Source organism: Paraburkholderia sp. GAS448 (assembly GCF_050435685.1).
Taxonomy (GTDB): domain Bacteria; phylum Pseudomonadota; class Gammaproteobacteria; order Burkholderiales; family Burkholderiaceae; genus Paraburkholderia.
This window is the reverse complement of the sequence record NZ_JBNDKT010000006.1, coordinates 145,495-167,232: the sequence shown is the minus strand read 5'-3', so window position 1 is coordinate 167,232 and position 21,738 is coordinate 145,495. Positions and strand designations below refer to the sequence as shown.

Sequence of the window (21,738 nt, the reverse complement as noted above, 5' to 3'; positions counted from 1 at the left end):
GTCACGCCTCCTTCGCGGCTTGCCTGATCGCCGCGCGGATGCGGTTGTACGTCCCGCAGCGGCAGATGTTGCCTGCCATCGCGGCATCGATATCGGCGTCGGTGGGGTTCGGGTTCGTCGACAGGAGCGACGTAGCGGACATCACCTGTCCGGACTGACAGTAGCCGCACTGCACGACGTCGAGCTGACGCCACGCACGCTGCACCTTCTTGCCAGCCGGCGTGTCGCCGACGGCTTCGATCGTCGTCACCTTGCGATCGCCGACGGCAGCGACGGGCAGCACGCACGAACGGATCGCGACGCCGTCGAGATGCACGGTGCATGCGCCGCATTGCGCGATGCCGCAGCCGAATTTTGTTCCAGTGAGACCGACGAGGTCGCGTAACACCCAGAGCAAGGGCATGTCGGGTGGCGCATCGACGGTGTGTGTCTGGCCATTTACGTTAAGCGTTGTCATGAGCGGCTCCGGTTTATGGGGGTTATTGTTTTGACGAAGACGGAATTCGCAAACGGTTGACGAAATTTATTCCGCCAACCGGCGCTAATACACGGTTATGCTGTTCGACTGAGCAACTGACTGGGCCCCATGCGCCGTGGCGCATCGATGTCTGGAGAGGCGCGGAGATTGTAGCGCCGCCTGAAAATCCGCGCCGGGACGGCGTCGCTGCTTTTTACCGGCAAACGGGGGTCACCGGATATGACGCCTGCGGCATCCGGCAGACTCGCGACAGAACCCGGCGGACACACGAGGAGCAGGACCATGAACGAGCAGCGCGCGATTCAATTTCTTACCGATGTCCGCAAACCGCTACTCGCCTTGCACAAGACGATTCTCGATCACGAGCGCGCGGTTTACGAAAAGGAGTTCGGACCGATCACACCGGCCGCGTTCCTGCAGGTGTTGATCAATGGATCGGCGTTTCGCTGGATCACGCCGCTCTCCACGGTGATCGCGAACGTCGACGAAGTCCTCGACGATGAGAAAGCGACCGTCGCGGAGCGGACAGGCGCAGCGCTTTCCGTCGTCGCGCTATTCACACCCGACGAACCGAACGCCACCTTCCTGCCGCGTTACCTGCCGCTGCTACAGTTGAACCCCGACATTCTGCACGCGCACGGGCGCGTCGCACAGGTGCTGCGGGAACTGGAGACCAGGTAATCCGGCGTTGGCGCGCAGTGAGCGCGCCAGCAGGATCAATTGAATGATTCGACGACGATCCGTGCAGCCGAGGCCAGCACATCGTCGCGCGGTTTGGCGTCCTTCTCGCGCTGCGTAAAGTACAACGCGACGATAACCGGCGGTTTTGCCGGTGGCCATAGCACGGCGATGTCGTTCGTGGTGCCGAAGTCGCCCGTACCTGTCTTGTCGCCCACGATCCAGTCCGCGGGAGCGCCCGCGCGGATGCGCATCGAGCCGGTCGTGTTCGCGCGCAGCCACGCCTGTAGCTGGTTGCGCTGCGGCGCGGCGAGCGCGTCGCCGAGCGCAACCCGTTGCAGACTTTGCGCCATCGCGGCGGGTGTCGACGTGTCGCGCAGATCGCCAGGAATCGCCGAGTTCAACTCGGTCTCCCAGCGGTCGAGACGGAATGTCTCGTCGCCGATCGAGCGCGCGAACGCGGTCACGGCGGAGGGGCCGCCAAGGAGCTTCATCAACAGGTTAGCCGACGTGTTGTCGCTGTAGTCGAGCGCGGCCGCACACAGTTCGGCGACCGTCATGCCGCTATCCACGTGCCGTTCCGTGATCGGCGAATACGCGACGAGATCGCTCTTCGTGTAATGGATGCGTTGTTCCAGCAGCCCGGTTTCTTTCTCGCTGCGCTTGAGAATCGCCGACGCGACGAGCACCTTGGAGGTGCTGCACACGGCGAAGCGTTCGTTCGCACGGTAGTTGAGCTGCGTGTGGTCCACGGTACTCAAAGCGGCAACGCCGAGGCGGCCCCCCGACGAGGTTTCAAGAACAGCGAGCCGGTCCTGCGCCGACGAGATACCTCGCGCGGCAGGTGACGTGCAGGCGGCGATGAATGGCGCGGATGCCAGGGCAAGAAGCAAGGTACGGCGAGCGGGAGAATGAGTCATCTTTTTTGACGTTGTGTGCTGTTGTGTAGAACTAAAGTAAGCGTCTTCGATTGCGCCGCGTGCGGAAGGTTCCGTCTGTCCAACATGGAACGTGACTGGATCACACCCACTCCCGAATTTCCTCACCATTGCACGCAGGTGCTCATCACAGGTTAAAAGCGGGTGTTACGCCGTCGAATCGCCTTCGGCTCAGCAAATCCGGTCGATTGTTCCGCGCCCGGATAGCGAAGTACCCCCTGTTTCATGGAATTTTATCTGCATCACGTGCACCATGCCTCCACACGTCACACAAATCACGCGGGAATGCATCACTTTTCGTGGCGATTACTTCCTGGCATCGTGCAATCAAAGGTGAGGTTCTGCAGGAGGCCCTTTTTGATCGTTGCAAGCGCAAGCGGTCGACAACGCGTTTGGACAACTGTTAAGGTAAGCTCCCGCAAGGCTTGCTGACCGTATCGATCCTCATCTGGAGGCGCACACCATGAAGCACTGGCCGCTTGACCAGCGCTATTCGTTTCGCGATCAGACTGTCCGCTTTCATGTAACCGGCGACGGCCCACCGCTTGTGCTGATCCACGGCACGCCGTTCTCTTCGTACGTGTGGCATCGCATTGCGCCGCATCTCGCGCGCAGCCGGACAGTGTATGTGTACGATCTGCTCGGCTACGGACAATCTGAGCAGCGTGACGGCCAGGACGTCTCGCTCGGCGCACAGAACGAATTGCTCGCGCAACTGCTCGCCCACTGGAAGCTCGAGCAGCCCGATGTCATCGCGCATGATTTCGGCGGTGCGACCGCACTGCGCGCGCACCTGCTCAATGGCTGCGATTACCGCAGTCTCACGTTGATCGACCCGGTTGCCGTCGCACCTTGGGGGTCGCCGTTCGTCCGGCACGTGCGTCACCATGTCGACGCGTTTGCCGGCCTGCCGGCCTATATTCACGAAGCCGTCGTGAAGGCCTATATTCGCGGCGCAATTGCGCGCGACATCCCTGACGAAGAGCTTGCCCCTTACGTCGCGCCCTGGCTCGGCGTGACAGGCCAGCCTGCGTTCTACCGGCAGATTGCGCAGATGGATCAGCGCTATACCGATGAAATCGAAACGCGCTATCCCGAGATCCGTTGTCCGACACAGATTCTATGGGGCGAAGAGGATCAATGGATTCCGCTTGAACGCGGCCGCTATCTGGCGGGTGTCGTGCCGGCGGCGTTCCAGTCCGTGCCGGGTGCGGGGCATCTGATGCAGGAAGATGCGCCCGAGGCAATCGTCGCGGCTGCGCTGCGGTTTTTTGCGTGATCGCGTTGCCGACCGTCCGCTGCCCTGTTCGTTTGTTTCGTTCGTTTCGTTCGAAGCATGCAGCTTGTGCCGCGACGTAAGCGCGGGCCGTGAGAACGCGCTCTTCAATGGCAATGTGCCCAGCTTGCAACGCGCATGCGAATAGCCCCGGCAAATCGAATGCCGGGGCTATTGACGTCTGATGCATCGCTGAACCGGTCGACAGGTGCCCACCTTGCAAAAGGCGAACGGACTCGCACCGGGTTGTCGCGCTAACCGTGCCCGTGCGGCAGATACGGCATCGGATCGATCGGCTTGCCGTCGTGGCGCAACTCGAACAGCACGGAAACGCGCGTGTTGTTCTCGTTACCCATTTCTGCAATCTGCTGGCCCTGATGCACCACATCGCCCGTCTTGACGAGCAGTTTGCGGTTGTGCGAATAGGCCGTCAGAAAGTCCTTGTTGTGCTGGACGATGATCAGGCTGCCATATTCGTTGAGCCCTGTGCCGGCATACATGACCTTGCCATCGGCAGCGGCAAGCACCGGGTCGCCGGCATTGCCCGCGATCTCGATGCCGCGCGTCTCGCCGGCCTGAAACGGCTCGACGACCGTACCTTGCGCGGGCCAGGCGAGCGCGACGCTCTTTGCCGGACGCTTGCTCTGCGCCGACATCTGGCGCGCGTCCGCAGCGCTCGCTGACGACGTTGCACCGGGCGCGGCAGCGGCGACCGTCGTCGTCACCGTCTGATGGGTAACGATGCGCAGTACCTGGCCCTTCCTGATTCGCGACGAAGCCTTCATCCCGTTCCACACGAGCAGGTCTTTCACGCTGCAGCTGTTTTTCTGCGCGACGCTCGCGAGCGTATCGCCGCGCCTGACACGGTAGTGAACGGTTTTGGTCACCGTAGTCGTACGGGACACCGCCGCTGCTGCGTCGTCGGGCTGCGCCTGCGCAACGGTTGCGGTCACGGGTGGATTCGCTCCCGCCGCTGGCACAGCCGACGCTGCGTTATCAGCCGTTGCCCCCTGCTGTCCGACGTTCGCGCAACCGCTGATGACGACAGCGATACACAGGCCTGCGAGACCTGCCTTCGTTGTGTCGAAACGACTTCTCAACATGTTCGACTCCTGCTTTCTTCACTGATGCGCTCGTTCGTGCGTTGCGGCAAAGGTTCCCAATCACGCGACATCCATAGCCGCGACGACGCACACGCATCGTTGCGGCCGCAACCAGCAGGTGCGGGTCGACGATCTGGGCTGACCACCTTCTTACTTCGCAACAAGAAGTGCTTATACACATTCCTCACACGAATAGCGCCAAATTGACGATTAAATTTCACGAAGCATTGTAAGGGGCGCTTCACAAAATGCGCGCTGCCCGAACACTCTGATACAAATGCTTACCAAACGTAGTTATGTCCTGTCCGGCGCGCGGGCGGCCTGCAAAAAAGTGTCAGAACCGGCCGGCGCGTGCGATCGTGGCAGTCATCAAGTCCTGCTTGCGCGGCATGGCCGGGAAAGCACCAGACACTCCTGGCCGTTGCGAAATCACAGATTTAATAACGGCATGCTCAATGACAAACTTGAGGTAGTCACGTGAAGACGCGTCAGTGCAACTGCGCAAGCGATAGCGCAGTGCACTGTAAGAACGAACCGATGCACAGGAAACTGATTGCATCGACCCAGGTTTCAACATCGCGCGCGCGCATACGCGAGGCACCACTGGAGACGACATGACACAGACTGTCGAATCGAAAGCGATCAGCATCCAGATTGAGCGCAGTATGCAGGAGGTGTACGACTTCATGGCACCGCCAGCGTCGTTCGCGCGCTGGGCATCCGGTCTCGGCAAACCGCTGAGCCACGACGGGCCGGTGTGGATTTTCGAAGGTGAAACAGGTCCGGCGAAGGTTCGCTTCACCGAACGCAACGCGTACGGCGTGCTCGATCACTACGTCCTGTTACCGGACGGCACCGAGATTTACGTTCCGATGCGCGTGATCGCGAATGGCACGGGCAGCGAAGTGCTGTTCACGCTGTTTCGATTACCGGGAATGAATGACGAGAAATTCGCGGCGGACGCGGCCTGGGTCCTGCGCGATCTGCAGGCGCTAAAGAATCTGCTCGAAGCGACGTGAGCCGGGCAACGCGATTCAACGCGAGCGATGCTCACGCGCGGACAATCGCCACGCCAAGGGCTTCGAGCGGCGCAGTCAACGACTCCGGTGTTTCCTTCTCCACGACGATCGCGCTCGCCGCCGAAATCTCCGCGATCATAAACGCCGACGCCGCATTCAGTTTTTCCGCCGACGCCAGCACGACCGTCTCCGCCGCGCGCGCCGCCAGCGCGCGCTTGATGTAAGCCTCTTCGAGATCGCCGGTGCTGAACCCTGCATCGGGATGCACACCGGTCACGCCCATGAAGTACAGGTCAGCACGAATGTGACTGAGCGCTTCGACCGCCGCCGCGCCGACCGCCACCATCGAATGCCGGAACAGGCGGCCGCCGATCAGGATGACGTCCAACGCCGCGTGATCAGCCAGTTCGACGGCGACACTCGGGCTGTGCGTGACGATAGTCGCACGCAGATCGCGGGGCAGATGCCTCGCCAGCTGTACGGCCGTCGTGCCGCCGTCGACGATGGCGATCTGGCCCGGCGCGATCATCTGCGCAGCGGCCTTGCCGATGGCCGCCTTCGCCGCCGACCCGATACCCTGCCGCCCCGCCAGATCGGCAGCCGCCGGCGACGACGGCAGCGCGCCGCCATGCACCCGCTGCAACCGTCCGTCGGCGGCAAGCTCGCGCAGATCGCGCCGCACCGTGTCCTCCGACACGCCAAACTCCGCACTCAACGTTTTGGCGACGACCTGGCCGTCGCGTGTCAGCGCCTCCAGGATCAACTGTTTTCTTTGCGACGTGAGCATTGGAACCTTCTACACGAAAATACTTGTTTTTACACGATATTGCACGATACCATGTTTTTGCCACCTCAAAGCGTGCCCTGAAGGGGAAACCATGAACGAAACTGCCGACCGCGTGCGTATCGTCAACGTCGAAGTGCTATCGGACGACTGGTACGTGCTGAAGAAAACCACCTTCGATTTCCAGCGCGCAGACGGCTCCTGGCAGCGCCAGAGCCGTGAGACGTACGACCGGGGCAACGGCGCAACGCTGCTGCTCTACGATCCGGATCGGCGCACGGTCGTCTTGACGCGGCAGTTTCGCCTGCCTGTTTTCGTCAACGGACATGACGGCATGCTGATCGAAGCGCCCGGAGGTTTGCTCGAAGCCGCCTCGCCGGAAGCACGGATTCGCGCCGAGGTCGAAGAAGAAACCGGCTACCGCGTGCATGCCGCGCGGAAAGTCTTCGAGGCCTACATGAGCCCGGGGTCGGTGACGGAGAAACTGTTCTTTTTCGTCGCCCAGTACGATCCGGCTTCGCGGGTAAGCCGGGGCGGCGGCGTGGCTGCCGAGGGAGAGGACATCGAGGTGCTCGAACTCCCCGTCGATGAAGCACTTGCGATGGTGCAACGTGGCGACATCGCCGATGGAAAGACCATCATGCTGCTGCAATACGCTGCGCTGCATCTGTTTGCAGACTGATGGAATCCGGGCGCAGCGGGCAAAAAACTCACCAGGTGTCGGATAACACCTGGTGATCAAGGCAAGCACACGCGAAGGAGATCGTCCCGCGTGGTAAAGCGTGGTCTTAGAACTTGTGGCGCATGGCGAGGCGGACTGCAACCTGGTTACGCGTCGACGAAACGTCGGCGGCACCCGGGATGTACGCGTTGTCCAGCACCGTGCCAGTCTCGTCGCCCGCAACGTGCTGATATGCAACCTGGGCATAGAAGTCCGTGCGCTTCGAGATGTTGTAGTCGGCCATCAGACCCAACGTGTGGTACTTCGGCTTCGGTGTGCCCGTCGACGATTCGAACGAAGACGTCGTGTACACGTATTGACCGCCCACGAAGAACGCCGGCGTGAACTGGTACTTCGCGTTCACTTCGAAGTTCTGATATTTGAGCGCCGACAGCGTGCCGCCGTTCGGCGGCGTGATCGAGCCGACGTAGACCGACGTGTCCGTCGCTGCCGGGTTCGTGACGGTCGAGTTCGTGTAGACAAAGCCAAGCGTTGTGCTGCCGAACGTGTAGTTCACGCCGCCGCCGAAAATACGCAGACGTTCGGACAGGAAGTTCGCATCGTTGGTTGCGATTGCGCCGCCCGAGGTCAGGCCCGGGTTGTTCGCCTGCAGGTACGAGGCCGCGACCAGCAATCCGCCGAGCGTGTACTGTGCGCCCACGCTGTACTGACGGTTGTTCGCGAAGTTCGTGTCATTGCTGAGGCTATACGTGCCACCGAACTGGAAGCCGGAGAAATCCGGGCTCGCGTACTTGACCGTGTTGTTCACGCGGAACGAGTTGTCGGTGTTGTCGTTATCGTACGGATGCGACAAAAGGTAACCACCCCAGTTACCATTTGCCGTCGTCTGGGCGAGATAGTCGACTAGCGAATCGTACTGACGGCCGAACGTGATCGTACCGTACTTGTCGTCCGATAGACCCACGAATGCCTGACGGCCGAACATGCGGCTGCCCTGCCCCAGTTTGCCGCTATTCAGATCGAAGCCATTTTCGAGTGTGAAAATCGCTTTCAGGCCGCCACCGAGATCTTCCGCGCCCTTCAGACCAAAGCGGCTGCCTTGCGCGTAACCGCTTTGCATCTGGTATGCACTGTGACCCGCCGCGTTGTTCGTGTAGTTGAGACCTTCATCGATCACACCGTACAGCGTGACGCTGCTTTGTGCGAAGACGGGGACGGCAAATGCGGTCAATGCAGCGACGGCAAAGATCTGTTTCTTCATGAATTCTCCGGTACCTGATAGTTGGACAACTTGCTTATCTGACTGCTTTTTTTCTGGACTACAGCAGCGACGCCTGTTGCAATGTTGCATGTCGAAAACGCAACGGACGCGATGCTTGCACACAGCTAAAATGCCGTCCATTAGGGGAGAACGCGGAGCTCAAAAGTCGTTGTGAAATGCCCACGATGAGCGCATCAATCTGCGGCATTGACCTGGTCGAAAGCGCTTTCGAACGTCGAAACAGGAAACAGGAGGCTTTGGTTGCACTGCGGGATCTTGCTTGATACCCCTAAATAGCTGACTCGTGCAAGCGGCCAGCCAAAGCTGTCAGGCCATTCTTTTACTGTGCTTTAGTTGGCGCGTTTTACCCGTAGGGCTAAAGTCGAAACGGGTGTAAGGGGGAGTTGAGGCGGAAAATTGAAGGCGGTGAAGGTACGCGCAATTGTGTGTCGCGGACGACCTTCCTCGGCCTCGCATCCAGGCTGATCGAGAAAGCCGCAAAAAAACTGGCGCCGCATCATTGGTCCGGGAAAGATCAAGCTGTTGCTTGAGGGCCTTGCCTTCAAGGACGGCGAACCGGTGCAAGACGATCAACCGGTTCAGCAGAGCCTCGCCGCTTGAAATCGAGCGGCATCAAATTGCTCATACGTCAAACCCATTACAAACTCATACACCAAACCTTGACGCTAGCTCGAAATACGCTAGGCTTTGACAGCGCCCGGCATGAACGCTGTCAGATAAACTCAAAATCGTGCTGAGTGCATCCAAAACCATAGGAGAGCCCAATGCTGCGGACATACCTTGGAGGTTGCCATTGCCAATTGGTGAGGTTTGAAGCTCGAATTGATTTCAGCAATGGTACGGTGAAATGCAATTGCAGCTTCTGTAGCAGACTGCGGTCCTGGCACGTCAAGGTTCGTCGGGAGGAATTTCGTCTTCTTTCCAGTGAAGACTCACTTGCGGTATATCAGGGCAAAAACCCGGTAGCACATCATCCGTTTTGTAAGCGGTGCGGCGTCCACGTATTTGACCGCGTGGATATGCCAAACGGAACGGGATACCCGTACATCAATGTAAACATCATGTGCCTTGAGGAACTTGACGTTGACGAAGCTTTGAATGCGCCGATCACCTACCAGAATGGCCTGGAGAATGATTGGATAAATCCCCCTTTGGAACGCCGACATCTTTGATTTTTTTGGCATATCAGGCTTCCGAAGGAAACAGGGTAATCAGGGAGTTCTTCCCGAATGTTGGGGTATTTCGTATAGGTCCTGGTTTCGGCTTTGAACACAGAATTCTGAGTACCTCACTACAACGACAGACAAACCTCGCGCGCGTGAAATCGACCGCCATCAACCTGCCCATACACCACTCTTGACGTTAGCTCTTACCCGTATTGCCAAACTGATGTGATCGGCCAGTTTCCCCTGCACGAAATGGCGATCGACATCCCGGCGTCGAATCCTCTTCACCCGTTCACTCCGCGATGCTGTGTCCGATCAGACGTCGCATGGGCACTGGCGGAAATCAGGGTGATTGCATGAAACGTCAACGCTTGTTTAAAGATTGAGCGGAAGGCTTGTAAACAAAGCTGTGCGCGCGTTTACTCTGGATTTTTCTCCGGAGAAACGGATGCATGACGTACTGAGTATCGAGGAAACCTTTGGGGAATTGAATGACCCGCGCAGCCGCCCGTCCGCACATGATCTGACGCAGATGCTGGTGGTGGCGTTGTGCGCGATCCTGTCAGGCGCGGACAGCTGGCTGGCGATCCAGGATCTGGGGAGAAGAAAAGCCGGACTGGCTGCGCTGTCATATACCATTGGACCAGGGCATCCCCTCCCACGACACATTCGGTCGCGTCTTCGCGGCGCCCAATCCGAAGCAGTTCGAGGCTTGCTTCATTCGCTGGATGAGCCGCCTGTTCCCGGCTTTAGCCGATCAGGTCGTGGCGATTCCCCAAGGGGACTTCCTCCGGGGCGTCGACGGCAAGACGGTACGCGGTTCACGCCGGTCCGATCGGCGCGCAATTCACCTGGTATCAGCCTACGGCTGCGGACCTGGTCTGGTGCTCGGTCAGGTGCGCACGGCCGGCAAAAGCAACGAGATCACGGCGATCCCGGAACTGCTCGATGCCTTGCTGCTCGCGGGCGCGATTGTCACGATCGATGCGATGGGTGTCAGCGGTCCATTGCCGAACGCATTGTGACGGCGGGCGCCGACTACGTGCTGGCCTGCAAGGGCAACCAGGGGCACGATGCTGGGCCGCATTTGACGCCCTGGAGCGCGTTCCGCTTGCCTATGCGGACTAAACCAGCGAGCATCGGGAAGTCGAGAAAGACCACGGCCGCATCGAGACGCGCCGCTGTGTCGCCAGCGACATTCTCACGCGCTGGCAACATGAGCCCGATCTGTGGCCCGGGCTGCGCTCGATCGTGATGGTCGAATCGACTCCCGAGATTGGCGACACGGTCACTACGGAGCGGCGCTATTACGTCAGCAGCCTGCCGGCCGATGCAGCGCATATTGCCCACGCTGTCCGTTCCCACTGGGGTATAGAGAAAGGCATGCACTGGTGTCTCGATATGGCGTTCGGCAAAGATCAGTGCCGGGTCCGAGTGGATAGCGCCGCACAGAACTTCGCCATCCTCTGGCGCATCGCCCTGAACCTGCCACGGCAGGATCGCAGTACCAAAGCAAGGCAGAAGATTCGCCGCCTGAAGGCATGCACCAGCGACTTTTATCGCGCTCAAATCCTCGGCTGTCACGGTTCATAGCGATTCAACAATTGGTGCGATTGCCCTGCGCACTTCGTGCAATTGCCCTGATTTCCAGACCAGTCCGACGGAAAAATCGGACACGGCCTACATTGGAATGAAGTTGAAAGCCTCAGAATTCGTTTGCTGCCTGAAAGCGGCGACATTTATCAACTTTTCCAAAACGAGTTATACCTTGAAAAAACATCTTCTTGCCCTCGCCATTGCGGCTGTTCCTGCCTTCGCGTTTGCTGCCAGCGGCAACACCATCAACTTCCAGGGCGAAGTGACGGATCAGACGTGTGCGGTTGCGATCAACGGCAATGCTGCCAGCCCGACCGTGCTGCTGCCTAGCGTCCCGGCGTCAGAGTTGACTGGCGCGGGCGCCACCGCTAAACAGACCAACTTCACGATTGGCGTGACTGGCTGTACAGCTCCGATGACGGTCGCTCAGTCGATCGATACGGTGTTCGTGGGCAACCAGGTCACCCCGAGCGGCAATCTGGGCAACACCGGCAGCGCGACTAACGTTGCCCTGCAACTGCTCGATCCGGCAGCACCGGCTGCGCCGTTCAACCTGAGCGGCGTCAACGGTTATGCCGCACCGGGCCTGAATCTGGCAGTTGGCGCAACGGACGCGTCGCACGACTTTGCTGTTCAGTACATCTCCGAACAAGGCGGCGCAACCCCCGGTTCGGTGCTGGGCAGCGTGCAGTACGCAGTTAGCTACCAGTAATCACCCTCTTGCCTTCGGGCTTGCATATCTTAGCGAGCCCGAAGGATTTTATATCAGTACATCTAATCAACAGCTTGCGGAAACGGAGATAACATGGGCTGGGTTCGTGAAAATTTTTACAAGGTAATGCTGGCCGCCACGTGTGCTGCCCAGATTGGCAGCGCCTGCGCCAGCGTCATCGTGCCCAGTACCCGTGTCATCTACGATGGAAACGCCAGAGAGCAGAGTCTGCAGTTTACCAACCAGGACGATGGGCCAAGCGTCATGCAGGTGTGGGTTGACTCGGGGAATGCCCAGTCTACCCCCGACACGGCCGACGCGCCGTTCCTGGTTACCCCACCCATATTCCGCATCGACTCCAAGGCGGGGCAGACAGTACGCCTGGTGTTTACCGGCAAGGATCTGCCGCAGGACCGCGAGTCGGTGTTTTACCTCAATACCCTGCAGATACCATCGAAAAACGCGGCCTATGCCGACCAGAACCAGATGCTGGTGATGTTGCGCAACCGGCTCAAGCTTTTCTATCGTCCGGCCGGGATTGAAGGCAGCGCGCAAACAGCGCAGCAGCAACTCACATTCCGTATTGGCAGACAAGGCAAGAGTGAGCGCGTCACCGCTAACAACCCGTCCGGCTACTACGTTTCGCTTCTTGACGGCAGTGTGACCTGCGGCACGCATACCGCAACCTTCGCGGCTGACATGCTTGCGCCTCATTCCGAGGCGGGATGGAACATTAAGGGGGAATGTCCGCTTGAAGGGGCAACCCCGAGTCTGAAAATCAAATACGTCGACGACTACGGTGCGGTTCGCGAATCGGAGTATCCGGTAGTCGTAGAACAAGGGATGAAGTGAGATGTTGCGTCAGCCTCGAAAAACAGTGTATTGCGTCGACAGTCGGGTTGTTTCCACCCGCGTAAGGTCAAACAGACCTTCCCGGGTTTCGATTATCGTAGCGGCCCTCGGTTTTGCGATTCCCGCATGCCAGGTGCTGGCAGCACCCATTCAGGGAGCCGTCGAGGCTTCCGGTAGTGCAGCACCATCCTATACGTTTGACAGCGACCTGTTGATGGGTTCATCGCTCGGTGTCGCCGATATCGAACGCTTCAATAAAGTCAGCAGCGTAGACCCCGGAACTTATCGGGCCGATGTCTACGTGAATGACGTCTTTATTTCCCGTCAGCCGATCGAGTTTCGCAGCTCAGATAACGGCGAGGTTTATCCGTGTCTGAGTGACGATTTTCTGACCTCGACCGGGATACTCGTCGAGAGCGCCACATCCAGAGAAGTGTCCGGTGCGTCCTCCGCATCAACGGACAGTGTCCCGGATGAGGCTATGCTAGCTGTGCAGACGCCACCCGCAGAAGCGTCGCCTGCGCTGTGCGGTCCGCTCGCGCAGCGTGTGCCGGGGGCGTCCACGGTCTTCGACCTGTCACGCCTGCGTCTGAACATCAGCGTTCCACACGCGCAGATGAAGCATGTGCCGCGCGGTGCAGTCGACCTGGCCAGCCTCGAGGCAGGCCAGACCATGGCCTATCTCAACTACGACACGAACTACTACACGTCATCGGCCTTTGGCTACAAGACAAACTCGCTCTATGCGGGTATCAATGCCGGTTTGAACATCGGGCTATGGCGTTTGCACCAGCAATCCGCCTATACGTTTAACAACAGCCCCGCGGGTAGCGCCGGGCAGTGGAACAACATTCGCACGTACGCAGAGCGACCGTTGCCGGGCTGGAACAGCCACCTCACTGTCGGGCAAAACTTCACGGGCGGCAACCTGCTCAGTTCTGTGGGTTACACCGGGCTTCATATCGAGACCGACGAGCGCATGCTGCCGGACTCCATGCGCGGTTACGCGCCGGTCGTGAACGGTGTTGCCAACACCAACGCACGGGTCGAGGTAAGTCAGAACGGCAACGTCATTTACCAAACCACAGTTGCGCCGGGTCCGTTTTCGATCACCGACCTGAACCCTACGAGCTATCAGGGTGATCTTACCGTGCGTGTGTTCGAAGCGAACGGGCAGGTCTCCTCGTTCACGGTGCCGTTTTCCGCAGTGCCGAACTCGCTCCGACCTGGCGCGTCACACTACAGCTTTACGATGGGTCAGGTGCGCCAGGTGGAAGGCTCGAACGCAAAGTTCGCCGACTTTACATATGAGCGCGGTCTGACCAATATGATCACCGCCAATGGCGGCGCACGTCTGTCCACGGATTACCAGTCTGTGCTGGCTGGTGTGGTATTTGGAACGTCATTTGGTGCGTTCGGCCTGAACGCTGCGTGGTCCAACGCACTCGATGCGCAGGGTAACCGCGTGAACGGATGGCGGAGTTCCATCAACTACAGCCATACCCTCCAGCAGACCATGACAACGTTCTCGCTGGCGGGATATCGCTATTCGACGAAAGGTTATCGGGACTTTCTGGACGCGCTGAGCGCACGGGCGGCCTATCAGAATGGCGGGACTTGGTCTTCAGGCACGTATCAGCAGCGCGATCAGTTTACGGTTAACGTCAACCAGAGCCTCAACCAGTACGGCTCCCTTTCGCTGTCAGCTGCGATAAGCAGCTACTATGGCTCGAGGCCGCGTGATACGCAGTTCCAGCTCAGCTATAACAATCACTACAAGTCGATTAACTACAACCTGTCGTTCATTCGCCAGCAGACTGGCATGCTCTATAGCACCGGCTTGCCGAACCTGGTGGCCGGAAGTGCCCAGTCGGGATCGAGCGGCCAGTCGTCCAATACGTTCATGGCGACGGTTTCGATCCCGCTCGGCTCCGGCCCGCGCTCCGCAAGTCTCTCCGGCAGCGTTGCAACCGGCACCGGCCAGGGCACCTCGTTCCAGACTTCCGTAAGCGGTATCGCCGATACGGCGCAGACACTCAGCTATGGTCTGACGGCGTCGGCCGAGACGCAAAACGGCTCGAAGAGCGTCAGCGGCAACGTGCAGAAGAACCTGTCGATGGTCACGATGGGCGCCAACTATTCGCAGGGTAATGGCTTCTGGCAGGCCGGCGCCAGCGCACGCGGCGCAGCGGTCGCGCATGGTGGTGGAGTCACATTCGGCCCGTACCTGAGCGATACGTTCGGCCTTGTTGAAGCCAAGGGTGCAGAGGGTGCCACTGTGCGCAACGGGTCGGGTGCGCGCGTGGACAGCTCCGGGTACGCGATCGTTCCGTCGCTGACACCGTACCGCTACAACGATGTGGCGCTTGACACCAAGGGGATCAACCAGAACGCTGAATTGACAGGTAACCAGATTCGGGTTGCACCGTATGCCGGATCCGCCGTGCTGCTCAAATTCTCCACACTGACTGGTCACGCGTTGTTGATCGGCGCGACCCGGCCGGAAGGCGAACCCCTGCCTCTGGGCGCGGATGTGCTGGACAGCACCGGCGCTGCCATCGGCATGGTGGGTCAGGGTGGGCAGGTCTACGCGCGGGTGCCGGAGGATCGCGGCGCGCTGATCGTGAAGTGGGGAGAGCGCAGCGAAGATCAATGCGCTATTGCGTACGACACCACCGGGCAGGATTCCGCACCCATCATACGGATGAGCGCAAGGTGCACCCCCCTTGAATCGGCTGAAATTCAGGCCGCAGCCAGGTAATCTTGCGCGCCGGCACGGCTGACGCAACCGTCGATTCGGGCTCACGGCGGAATCGACGACTATCAGGAGTTCTTATTCATGAATCGCTTTTTAAACTTCGTTCGGCATTCGCCCCGGGTGAGTCGAAACGGCCTGCTGGCGGCGTTGGCCGTCGTGTCCAGCATCGTCGTGCCCACTCACGCCTGGGCCCAGTCAACCTTGAAGGGGTGCTGGAAGATCACGGGTCTTACCACCAACACGAATTCGCAGTACTACACGCAGCCGGGTACAGTTGCCAGCAGCTGGACGGGCTCAACCGATGGGGGGGGCAAAGGCGCGTATCCAATGACCATTCAGATCAACACCCCGCCCTTTGTGCCAGACGGCACGCTGCTCGGAAGCGGCGTGGCGCCGATGGTCAACCTCGGGGATAAGGGCGTTGGGGGCTACAGCCCCGAGCAGGTTCTGTTCCGCTGCTCCCCTGATTCCGCCGGCACCATGTTTGAATACTATTCCACGAACGGCGATAACGCGTTTGCCGGCATGTACGATGTCAGTGCCCAGTCCGGTATCCCGGGAACTTATGAAACGTATTACGCGGGACTCGCTTCCCGAGTAACGAACATGACAACAGGCGAATACGTGTCGCGTTACTGGAAGGCTACACCCCTTACCAACCTCGATGTCGACAGCCAGGGCTGGTTTCTCGTCAAGGCAAAGAACTTCAGTCAGTACAAGATTGAGTTTTTCCAGTGCAGCGCCTGTCAGTCTGGAGGCATCACGACCACTGGGGCTTGGGGGTATTCCCAGCCCATCGCCTATTCTGCGTTCGTTGGTGGCGCCAGCGGCACTATCATCAAGGGTAACCTGTCGGTTGGCGCCGACTCGGCCACGAAATACGACGGGTGGTATGGGAATTGGCCCGGCTCGATCAACCCCTATGGCAATGTAACGGTCAGACGATCCGCCACCTGTGCAGTGACCAATGCAACACCGGTGGTCAATTTCCCGTCGATTTCGGCAGGCGAACTGAATCAGGGTGGTTCCAGGCAGTTGCCCATCACGATCCAGATGCAGTGTCAGACCACTAAGCCTGCGGACCTGACGGCTTTCGCGAGCGGAACGGCGGCCAACCAGACCGCGTTGGGCATTCTTGCTCCACCGGCCAATGCACAGAGCGCGACCAGCGTGGGCCTGACGACCACGGGAAGTGGTGTGAGCTATCTGCTCTCCGATGGCTACGGAACCGATCCCGGTGTTGCAACCGGCGTGGGCGTGGCATTGTCGAGGCCGGGAGGTGCTGCCTTGAATTTCCTCACCAACGAGTACGTCACCGCCGGCGGTACCAAGGATGGCTGGGATCCTGTCTTGAATGATGCAACTGCAAACGGCCCGGCATCTGGCGGCATGACCACCTATACGCGCACGATCAATGCGACCTTCAAGGCCTTTGCGCCACGAGCGACGCCCGTGACGACAGGAAAGTTTAACGCGACGGCTCAGGTTGTCGTGCGGGTGCAGTAGTTGGTTCTACCGTCACAAACGATCATCATTGGGGCGCCGGTTGCGGCGCTCCAGTGATACTTGCGCCCACAACAAGGCGATATCGAATCCTGCGGCGAACGCGTGAACACATCAGAAAAGCGCGAGGTCACCCGAATAGTATAGTTGTTAGATCAACATCAATCTTTGTGAGCCCCCTATGAATATCCACGTGTCAGCGTCCCGCCTGCAGGATGCCGAAAGACCGCCGGTTCGCGCGACGTTTGCGGACCGGCGCGGTGCCCCGACCGCGCGTGCACAGGTACGCATGCCTCGTGCTGGCTGGACACGTCTGGCCGGGCGTGGATCGCGCCGGTTGGTGCGCTTCGCGCTTGCGTGGGGCGCACTGCCGTTGGCAATATGGAGCGCTCAGGCCGCTGCGGGTGTGACGCCCGAGGTGTCGCGGGTGGTGTTCGCAGCGGGTGCCACTGAACAGTCCCTGCAGGTGTTCAATGTCAATAAGTACCCGGTACTCGTTCAGGGATGGGTGGATGACGGCGATATCAATTCGGTGCCACAGGAGTCGAAGGCACCGATCATCGTGCTGCCGCCTGTTTTTCGCATGGGTCCAGGCGATCAAACGAGTCTGCGCCTCATCAATTCGGGGGCGCCGCTGCCCGCAGATCGCGAGTCCCTTTTCTGGCTGAATCTGTATGAGATTCCGGCAACACCCAAAGACCGGTTACCCGACGCTCAGACGGTGACTGTTACGATGCGCACCCAGGTCAAGGTGTTCGTGCGACCAGAAAAGCTCCCAATTTCCGTGAGCGACCTTCCCCGCCATCTTGTGTTCTCGCTTGTCCGGGCATCGGACAAGCTCGTGTTGAAGGTTGACAACCCGACACCCTATTACGCCACGATCGGTGCCGTCGAGATCAAGCTGGCGAATGCGTCGCAACAGGCCCAAGCCGATATGGTCGCCCCGTTTTCCAGCGCTTCTTTCGATCTTGACACGCTACATGCCAACCCGGGTGAAAATGCAAGCGTGCTATTTTCCCTGATCGGCGATGATGGCAATCCGGTAGCCGATGAACGAAATGTGGCGGTTGGCCCATAACAACTGCATGGATTGCGGGCAGCAGGCTTCGCGCGGTACGGCGTTCGGGATGAACGAATCATCGGGGATCGTGCGCGACAGGAAAAGGTCGTCGTGCACGGGCAGGCCGTAGCCAATAGCAAAGATCTTCGATTCGGATTACTCGCATTGACACGACACCCTCGATTTAGCGAGCGCGATAAAACGGCCCGTTTCCGCCAGCCTTAAACAGGCCCAATCCTGGTTAGCGATAAAATATCGGCGCTCTGCGGAACTCAGCCCGCCTGGCCGGGTCACTTTAACGGTCCTGCAGCCGGTTACACCCGCCTGCCTTTTCGGTACAGCGCCGCGACCTTTCGGCAGCGCGCAGTAACGGTCTTTCCTCCTACAACGCGTCTTGTGCATCCAAAGCGCCCAGTTGCGCGGGACTGCACGAGGTTGCTTTGGCAACGTAATGCAAAAGTCGCAATCCCGTCTCGTCGAGCTTGATTTTTTTCGTGGTCTGGTTCTTCTCATCATCGTGGTCGATCACATCGGCGGCAGCATCTTGTCGCGCGTCACACTACACGCTTATGCGCTGTGCGATGCCGCTGAAGTGTTCGTCTTCCTCGGCGGCTTCGCGACCGCAACGGCTTGGGCCGCGCTGGCGGAACGCCGCAACGAAGCGATCGCTCGTAACCGCTTCTTCAAACGCTCGCTGGAAATCTACCGTGCGTTCCTCATCACAGCCGGCCTGATGCTGCTCGTCAGTGCGGTGCTGATGGCGTGTCGTATCGAAGCGCCGAATCTGGCCACGACCGATATCGACGATCTGAGGGACGCCCCGTTCGAGGCACTCGGCGAGATCCTGCTGTTCCGCCGTCAGCCGTATCTGGCGTCGGTGCTGCCCATGTACACGCTTTTTGCGCTGATGGTGCCGGCCGTCCTGCCGCTCGCGCGCAGCAAACCATGGTGGCTGCTTGCCGGCGGCGTCGCACTGTGGGCCGCTGCGCCACACATTGCCGCCTGGCTGCCCACCGCCGAAGACACGCAATGGGACTTCAATCCGTTCGCGTGGCAATTGATGTTCGTGCTCGGCGTGGTCGCGCGCTGCCAGCCGGTGTATCAGCGAATCAGCGCGCATCGCGTGGGCTGGATCGTGAGCGCGCTTGCGTCAGGTGTCGTGCTGGCCGCGGCGTACTACAAGCTCGTCATACAACACACGCCGTTCGACAGCAGCGTCAAGCAGAACCTCGAATGGATGCGCGTCCTGAATTTTCTGGCGATCGCCTGGCTCACCGCGAACCTGATCCGCCTCGGCTGGGCAAGGAAGCTGGCGCTCAGGTTGCCATGGGTGGGACTGGTCGGCCGCAAGGGGTTGTTGTGTTTCGTCTCTGGCGCAGTGATATCGCTCGTTGTCGATTCACTGCTCTATCAGACCACTGACGGCCTCCTCAATATCCCGCTCGGCCTTGTCGCCGACGCCATTGCGCTCGGTGCGCTGCTTCTTGTCGCGAAGGCATCCGAACCACTATCGCGCTTCTTTACCACGCGCCTGCGCATGTCCAGCTGATGCCTCGCGCGAGCAGCGCTCAACAAGCCTACTGGTGCTGCTAGCATAGTGGCCGCGCGCGACGTGCGCGGCCCGTTCCTTCTCTTTCGTCATGCGCAGACTCTTCCATTCCGCGTTGCTCCTGCTGTGCGTCGCCTGCGCCGTGCCTGCATCCGCCAGCACGGTCTATAACCGGACCTTCCATGCGCCGGCGCTCGAGCGCGACTGGGCGTACACCATCTATCTACCCACCGGCTATCACAGCGACGGCCCGCGCCTGCCGGTGCTGTACCTCCTGCACGGCAACAACGGCGAGCCTACCGACTGGATCACGCAAGGCCACCTGCAAAGCACCGTCGACGGGTTGATCGAACGCCACGAGATTCCCCCTGTCGTGATCGTGATGCCGCAAGGTGGAACCGACTGGTATGTCGACCGCAAGGAAAAGATCGAGACCGCGTTCTTCGACAACCTGATCCCCGAGATCGAAACGCACTTCGCGGTGGACAAGGAGCGCGGCGGACGGGCGATCGGCGGCGTATCGATGGGCGGCTTCGGTGCGTTGCGCTATGCGATGACGCGGCCGGACCATTTTTGTGGCGTGCTGCTGCTCAGTCCGGCGATCTATGCGGACGAACCGCCGCCCGCGTCGGCGGCGCGCCGGGTCGGCGTGTTCGGCGACCGGCAGTTCGACCTTCGTGTCTGGCACGCGCTGAACTATCCGGCGCTGTGGAACGCGTATATGAGCAAACCATGGCGTCTGCCGATGTTCGTCTCGTCCGGCGACGACGATCTCACGATCCAGGCCGAGGCGTCCGCGCTCTACACCCACCTGAGGCTGGCGGGCAATCCGGCGGCGCTGCGGATCGTCGACGGCGGCCATACGTGGGATGTGTGGCGAGGCCTGCTGCCCGCCGCGCTCAAATACACGCTAGCGTGCTTCAGGTAAAGGCAGGTAACGGCAGATAGGGGCGACAGTGCCTCGCTGACCTGCCGGAAGGGCGTTCACACTATTGACCGTGCATTGATAACGACAACCTGCGGCAACACGTGCGGAACGCCCAACCCAGACCTGCTACTGACGGACCCAGTCGGTCCACAGCACCATCAGCACGGTCATCAGGGCTGGACCGATAAAGAGCCCAAGCAGCCCGAACGTCTCTGCGCCCCCGAGGATGCCGAACAGCACGAGCAGAAACGGCAGGCGCGTCGAGTTGCCGATCAGAACCGGTCGGACGAAATGCTCCGCAACAAACACGACGACGAATCCGAACACCAGCAAACCGATGGCCCCCGCCACCGATCCCTGCACCAGCAGCCATAGCGCCGCGCCGCAGAACACGATCGGCGCACAGAACGGCAACATCGCAGCGACGGCCGTCACGAGCGCAAGCAACGCCGCATGCGGCACGCCGATCACCCCATAGGCGATACCGAGCAGTAGCCCTTCGCCGAGCCCGACCACGATCAGCCCCGTCACGGTGCCACGCACAGCCACCGCCATGCGCTGGACCAGTTGTGCACCATCCGCGCCGAAAGCCCGTCGTGCGCCCTTCATCAGCGCGTTCGGCAGACGGGGGCCCGCCTGAAGAATCACAAACAGCGTGACCAGCATGAAACCGAACAGCACTACGACATGAAGTGCCCGGGCGCCGAAACGCTGCCCTATCGTGACGACCGCATGCCCGTGCAAACCCTTCATCGCGGGCGACTCACGCAACGAAAGATCGAGGTTAGCGTGCCACCACGTCGCGATCTGCTGCGAGCCGAACGGCAGATGCATGAGGAAGTCCGGCATCGGAATACCGTTTTCCTGGACCGACTGAAACCAGGCCGTCAGGTCGCGCGCCTCGCTCGCCGCCTGCGCGATCCCGAGCCCGACCGGCAGCACGACCAGCAGCATGATGACAGCCGTGAAGCAGGCGGCAATCACCGTCGTACGGCCCTTGAGCCAGCCGAGTCCCGCAACGCGCTGCAACAGCGGCCACAAGGCGATCGAGATCACACAGGCCCACGCCACGGCGGGAATGAAGCCGCGTACGATCCACAAAGCAAGCAGCACGAGCAACGTGTACAGTATCGCCGAGGCCATTTTCTGGGCTCTCTGGCGGTTGGGCTGATGGGAATCGTGCGGGCTGGGCGGACGCTGGATCATGAGGCCTCGGAGCGCGGTGAAGCGTTGTGGTTGCTGGGCGCGATGCAATTGGGTCTCATGCAGACGATGAGGCCCGCATCCTGAAACCCGGCGATCCGCACATCTTAAAGGATGCGCAAAAACACCCCGGATCGCCGTCGCAACCCCCGGGCCACGCGTCGCGCCCTG

Annotated in this window: 18 protein-coding genes and 2 pseudogenes; 14 read left to right on the top strand and 6 right to left on the bottom strand. The window is 60.1% G+C overall.

Going from position 1 to position 21,738, the window contains the following annotated elements:
- Window position 1: 1 nt before the first annotated feature.
- Window positions 2-457 (bottom strand): (2Fe-2S)-binding protein, encoded by a 456-nt coding sequence (locus P3T23_RS14265; RefSeq protein ID WP_429316810.1) that lies wholly within the window; start codon window positions 455-457, stop codon window positions 2-4.
- A 303-nt stretch (window positions 458-760) separates the two neighbouring features.
- On the opposite strand from P3T23_RS14265, the gene P3T23_RS14260 reads away from it, so the two are divergent.
- On the top strand, window positions 761-1,159 hold the full coding sequence (locus P3T23_RS14260) for a hypothetical protein (RefSeq protein WP_429316809.1): 399 nt from the start codon (window positions 761-763) through the stop codon (window positions 1,157-1,159).
- A gap of 35 nt (window positions 1,160-1,194) precedes the next feature.
- Here P3T23_RS14260 and bla read toward each other — a convergent pair whose 3' ends face one another.
- Window positions 1,195-2,076, bottom strand: a complete 882-nt coding sequence (bla, locus tag P3T23_RS14255; RefSeq protein WP_429316808.1) for a class A beta-lactamase — start codon at window positions 2,074-2,076, stop codon at window positions 1,195-1,197.
- A 481-nt stretch (window positions 2,077-2,557) separates the two neighbouring features.
- On the opposite strand from bla, the gene P3T23_RS14250 reads away from it, so the two are divergent.
- Window positions 2,558-3,373, top strand: a complete 816-nt coding sequence (locus P3T23_RS14250) for an alpha/beta fold hydrolase (protein WP_429316807.1) — start codon at window positions 2,558-2,560, stop codon at window positions 3,371-3,373.
- 251 nt (window positions 3,374-3,624) lie between these two features.
- Here the strand turns inward: P3T23_RS14250 and P3T23_RS14245 are convergent, their stop codons facing one another.
- The gene (locus P3T23_RS14245; RefSeq protein WP_429316806.1) at window positions 3,625-4,473 is read right to left on the bottom strand and encodes a peptidoglycan DD-metalloendopeptidase family protein; all 849 of its coding nucleotides are present in this window, start codon (window positions 4,471-4,473) and stop codon (window positions 3,625-3,627) included.
- Between the two features lie 614 nt (window positions 4,474-5,087).
- On the opposite strand from P3T23_RS14245, the gene P3T23_RS14240 reads away from it, so the two are divergent.
- Window positions 5,088-5,492 (top strand): SRPBCC family protein, encoded by a 405-nt coding sequence (locus P3T23_RS14240; RefSeq protein WP_429316805.1) that lies wholly within the window; start codon window positions 5,088-5,090, stop codon window positions 5,490-5,492.
- Between the two features lie 31 nt (window positions 5,493-5,523).
- Here the strand turns inward: P3T23_RS14240 and P3T23_RS14235 are convergent, their stop codons facing one another.
- A complete protein-coding gene (locus P3T23_RS14235) occupies window positions 5,524-6,279 on the bottom strand; it encodes a DeoR/GlpR family DNA-binding transcription regulator (protein ID WP_429316804.1) in 756 nt (251 codons plus the stop codon).
- A gap of 91 nt (window positions 6,280-6,370) precedes the next feature.
- On the opposite strand from P3T23_RS14235, the gene P3T23_RS14230 reads away from it, so the two are divergent.
- Window positions 6,371-6,958, top strand: a complete 588-nt coding sequence (locus P3T23_RS14230; protein ID WP_429316803.1) for an NUDIX domain-containing protein — start codon at window positions 6,371-6,373, stop codon at window positions 6,956-6,958.
- Window positions 6,959-7,064: 106 nt separating this feature from the next.
- Here P3T23_RS14230 and P3T23_RS14225 read toward each other — a convergent pair whose 3' ends face one another.
- Window positions 7,065-8,219 (bottom strand): porin, encoded by a 1,155-nt coding sequence (locus P3T23_RS14225; RefSeq protein WP_429316802.1) that lies wholly within the window; start codon window positions 8,217-8,219, stop codon window positions 7,065-7,067.
- A 434-nt stretch (window positions 8,220-8,653) separates the two neighbouring features.
- Here P3T23_RS14225 and P3T23_RS14220 point away from each other — a divergent pair.
- The 10 genes and pseudogenes from P3T23_RS14220 to P3T23_RS14175 all read left to right on the top strand — a co-directional run.
- A pseudogene (locus P3T23_RS14220) lies at window positions 8,654-8,840 on the top strand (IS256 family transposase); the annotation flags it as partial.
- A 164-nt stretch (window positions 8,841-9,004) separates the two neighbouring features.
- Window positions 9,005-9,412, top strand: coding sequence for a GFA family protein (locus tag P3T23_RS14215; protein WP_429316801.1), 408 nt, complete (start codon window positions 9,005-9,007; stop codon window positions 9,410-9,412).
- 442 nt (window positions 9,413-9,854) lie between these two features.
- Window positions 9,855-10,999 (top strand): annotated as a pseudogene (locus tag P3T23_RS14210) (ISAs1 family transposase).
- A 175-nt stretch (window positions 11,000-11,174) separates the two neighbouring features.
- Window positions 11,175-11,714 carry a fimbrial protein gene (locus P3T23_RS14205; protein ID WP_429316800.1) on the top strand — a complete coding sequence of 180 codons (540 nt, stop codon included), beginning with the start codon at window positions 11,175-11,177 and terminating at the stop codon, window positions 11,712-11,714.
- A 93-nt stretch (window positions 11,715-11,807) separates the two neighbouring features.
- Window positions 11,808-12,566: a fimbrial biogenesis chaperone gene (locus tag P3T23_RS14200; protein ID WP_429316799.1), complete on the top strand. Its 759-nt coding sequence runs from the start codon at window positions 11,808-11,810 to the stop codon at window positions 12,564-12,566.
- 214 nt (window positions 12,567-12,780) lie between these two features.
- The gene (locus tag P3T23_RS14195) at window positions 12,781-15,327 is read left to right on the top strand and encodes a fimbria/pilus outer membrane usher protein (protein WP_429316798.1); all 2,547 of its coding nucleotides are present in this window, start codon (window positions 12,781-12,783) and stop codon (window positions 15,325-15,327) included.
- Between the two features lie 78 nt (window positions 15,328-15,405).
- Entirely contained in the window at window positions 15,406-16,830 is a 1,425-nt protein-coding gene (locus tag P3T23_RS14190; RefSeq protein WP_429316797.1) for a fimbrial protein, read from the top strand.
- A gap of 337 nt (window positions 16,831-17,167) precedes the next feature.
- Entirely contained in the window at window positions 17,168-17,905 is a 738-nt protein-coding gene (locus P3T23_RS14185) for a fimbrial biogenesis chaperone (RefSeq protein ID WP_429316987.1), read from the top strand.
- A 433-nt stretch (window positions 17,906-18,338) separates the two neighbouring features.
- A complete protein-coding gene (locus P3T23_RS14180) occupies window positions 18,339-19,436 on the top strand; it encodes an OpgC domain-containing protein (protein WP_429316796.1) in 1,098 nt (365 codons plus the stop codon).
- Between the two features lie 91 nt (window positions 19,437-19,527).
- The gene (locus P3T23_RS14175; protein WP_429316795.1) at window positions 19,528-20,364 is read left to right on the top strand and encodes an alpha/beta hydrolase; all 837 of its coding nucleotides are present in this window, start codon (window positions 19,528-19,530) and stop codon (window positions 20,362-20,364) included.
- Window positions 20,365-20,490: 126 nt separating this feature from the next.
- Here the strand turns inward: P3T23_RS14175 and P3T23_RS14170 are convergent, their stop codons facing one another.
- Window positions 20,491-21,570: an AI-2E family transporter gene (locus P3T23_RS14170; protein WP_429316794.1), complete on the bottom strand. Its 1,080-nt coding sequence runs from the start codon at window positions 21,568-21,570 to the stop codon at window positions 20,491-20,493.
- Window positions 21,571-21,738 lie beyond the last annotated feature (168 nt).

Coding starts and splice junctions, on each gene's coding strand:
- P3T23_RS14265 (WP_429316810.1), bottom strand. CDS start 457: ATGACAACGCTTAACGTAAATGGCCAGACACACACCGTCGATGCGCCA.
- P3T23_RS14260 (WP_429316809.1), top strand. CDS start 761: ATGAACGAGCAGCGCGCGATTCAATTTCTTACCGATGTCCGCAAACCG.
- bla (WP_429316808.1), bottom strand. CDS start 2,076: ATGACTCATTCTCCCGCTCGCCGTACCTTGCTTCTTGCCCTGGCATCC.
- P3T23_RS14250 (WP_429316807.1), top strand. CDS start 2,558: ATGAAGCACTGGCCGCTTGACCAGCGCTATTCGTTTCGCGATCAGACT.
- P3T23_RS14245 (WP_429316806.1), bottom strand. CDS start 4,473: ATGTTGAGAAGTCGTTTCGACACAACGAAGGCAGGTCTCGCAGGCCTG.
- P3T23_RS14240 (WP_429316805.1), top strand. CDS start 5,088: ATGACACAGACTGTCGAATCGAAAGCGATCAGCATCCAGATTGAGCGC.
- P3T23_RS14235 (WP_429316804.1), bottom strand. CDS start 6,279: ATGCTCACGTCGCAAAGAAAACAGTTGATCCTGGAGGCGCTGACACGC.
- P3T23_RS14230 (WP_429316803.1), top strand. CDS start 6,371: ATGAACGAAACTGCCGACCGCGTGCGTATCGTCAACGTCGAAGTGCTA.
- P3T23_RS14225 (WP_429316802.1), bottom strand. CDS start 8,219: ATGAAGAAACAGATCTTTGCCGTCGCTGCATTGACCGCATTTGCCGTC.
- P3T23_RS14215 (WP_429316801.1), top strand. CDS start 9,005: ATGCTGCGGACATACCTTGGAGGTTGCCATTGCCAATTGGTGAGGTTT.
- P3T23_RS14200 (WP_429316799.1), top strand. CDS start 11,808: ATGGGCTGGGTTCGTGAAAATTTTTACAAGGTAATGCTGGCCGCCACG.
- P3T23_RS14195 (WP_429316798.1), top strand. CDS start 12,781: ATGGGTTCATCGCTCGGTGTCGCCGATATCGAACGCTTCAATAAAGTC.
- P3T23_RS14190 (WP_429316797.1), top strand. CDS start 15,406: ATGAATCGCTTTTTAAACTTCGTTCGGCATTCGCCCCGGGTGAGTCGA.
- P3T23_RS14180 (WP_429316796.1), top strand. CDS start 18,339: ATGCAAAAGTCGCAATCCCGTCTCGTCGAGCTTGATTTTTTTCGTGGT.
- P3T23_RS14175 (WP_429316795.1), top strand. CDS start 19,528: ATGCGCAGACTCTTCCATTCCGCGTTGCTCCTGCTGTGCGTCGCCTGC.
- P3T23_RS14170 (WP_429316794.1), bottom strand. CDS start 21,570: ATGATCCAGCGTCCGCCCAGCCCGCACGATTCCCATCAGCCCAACCGC.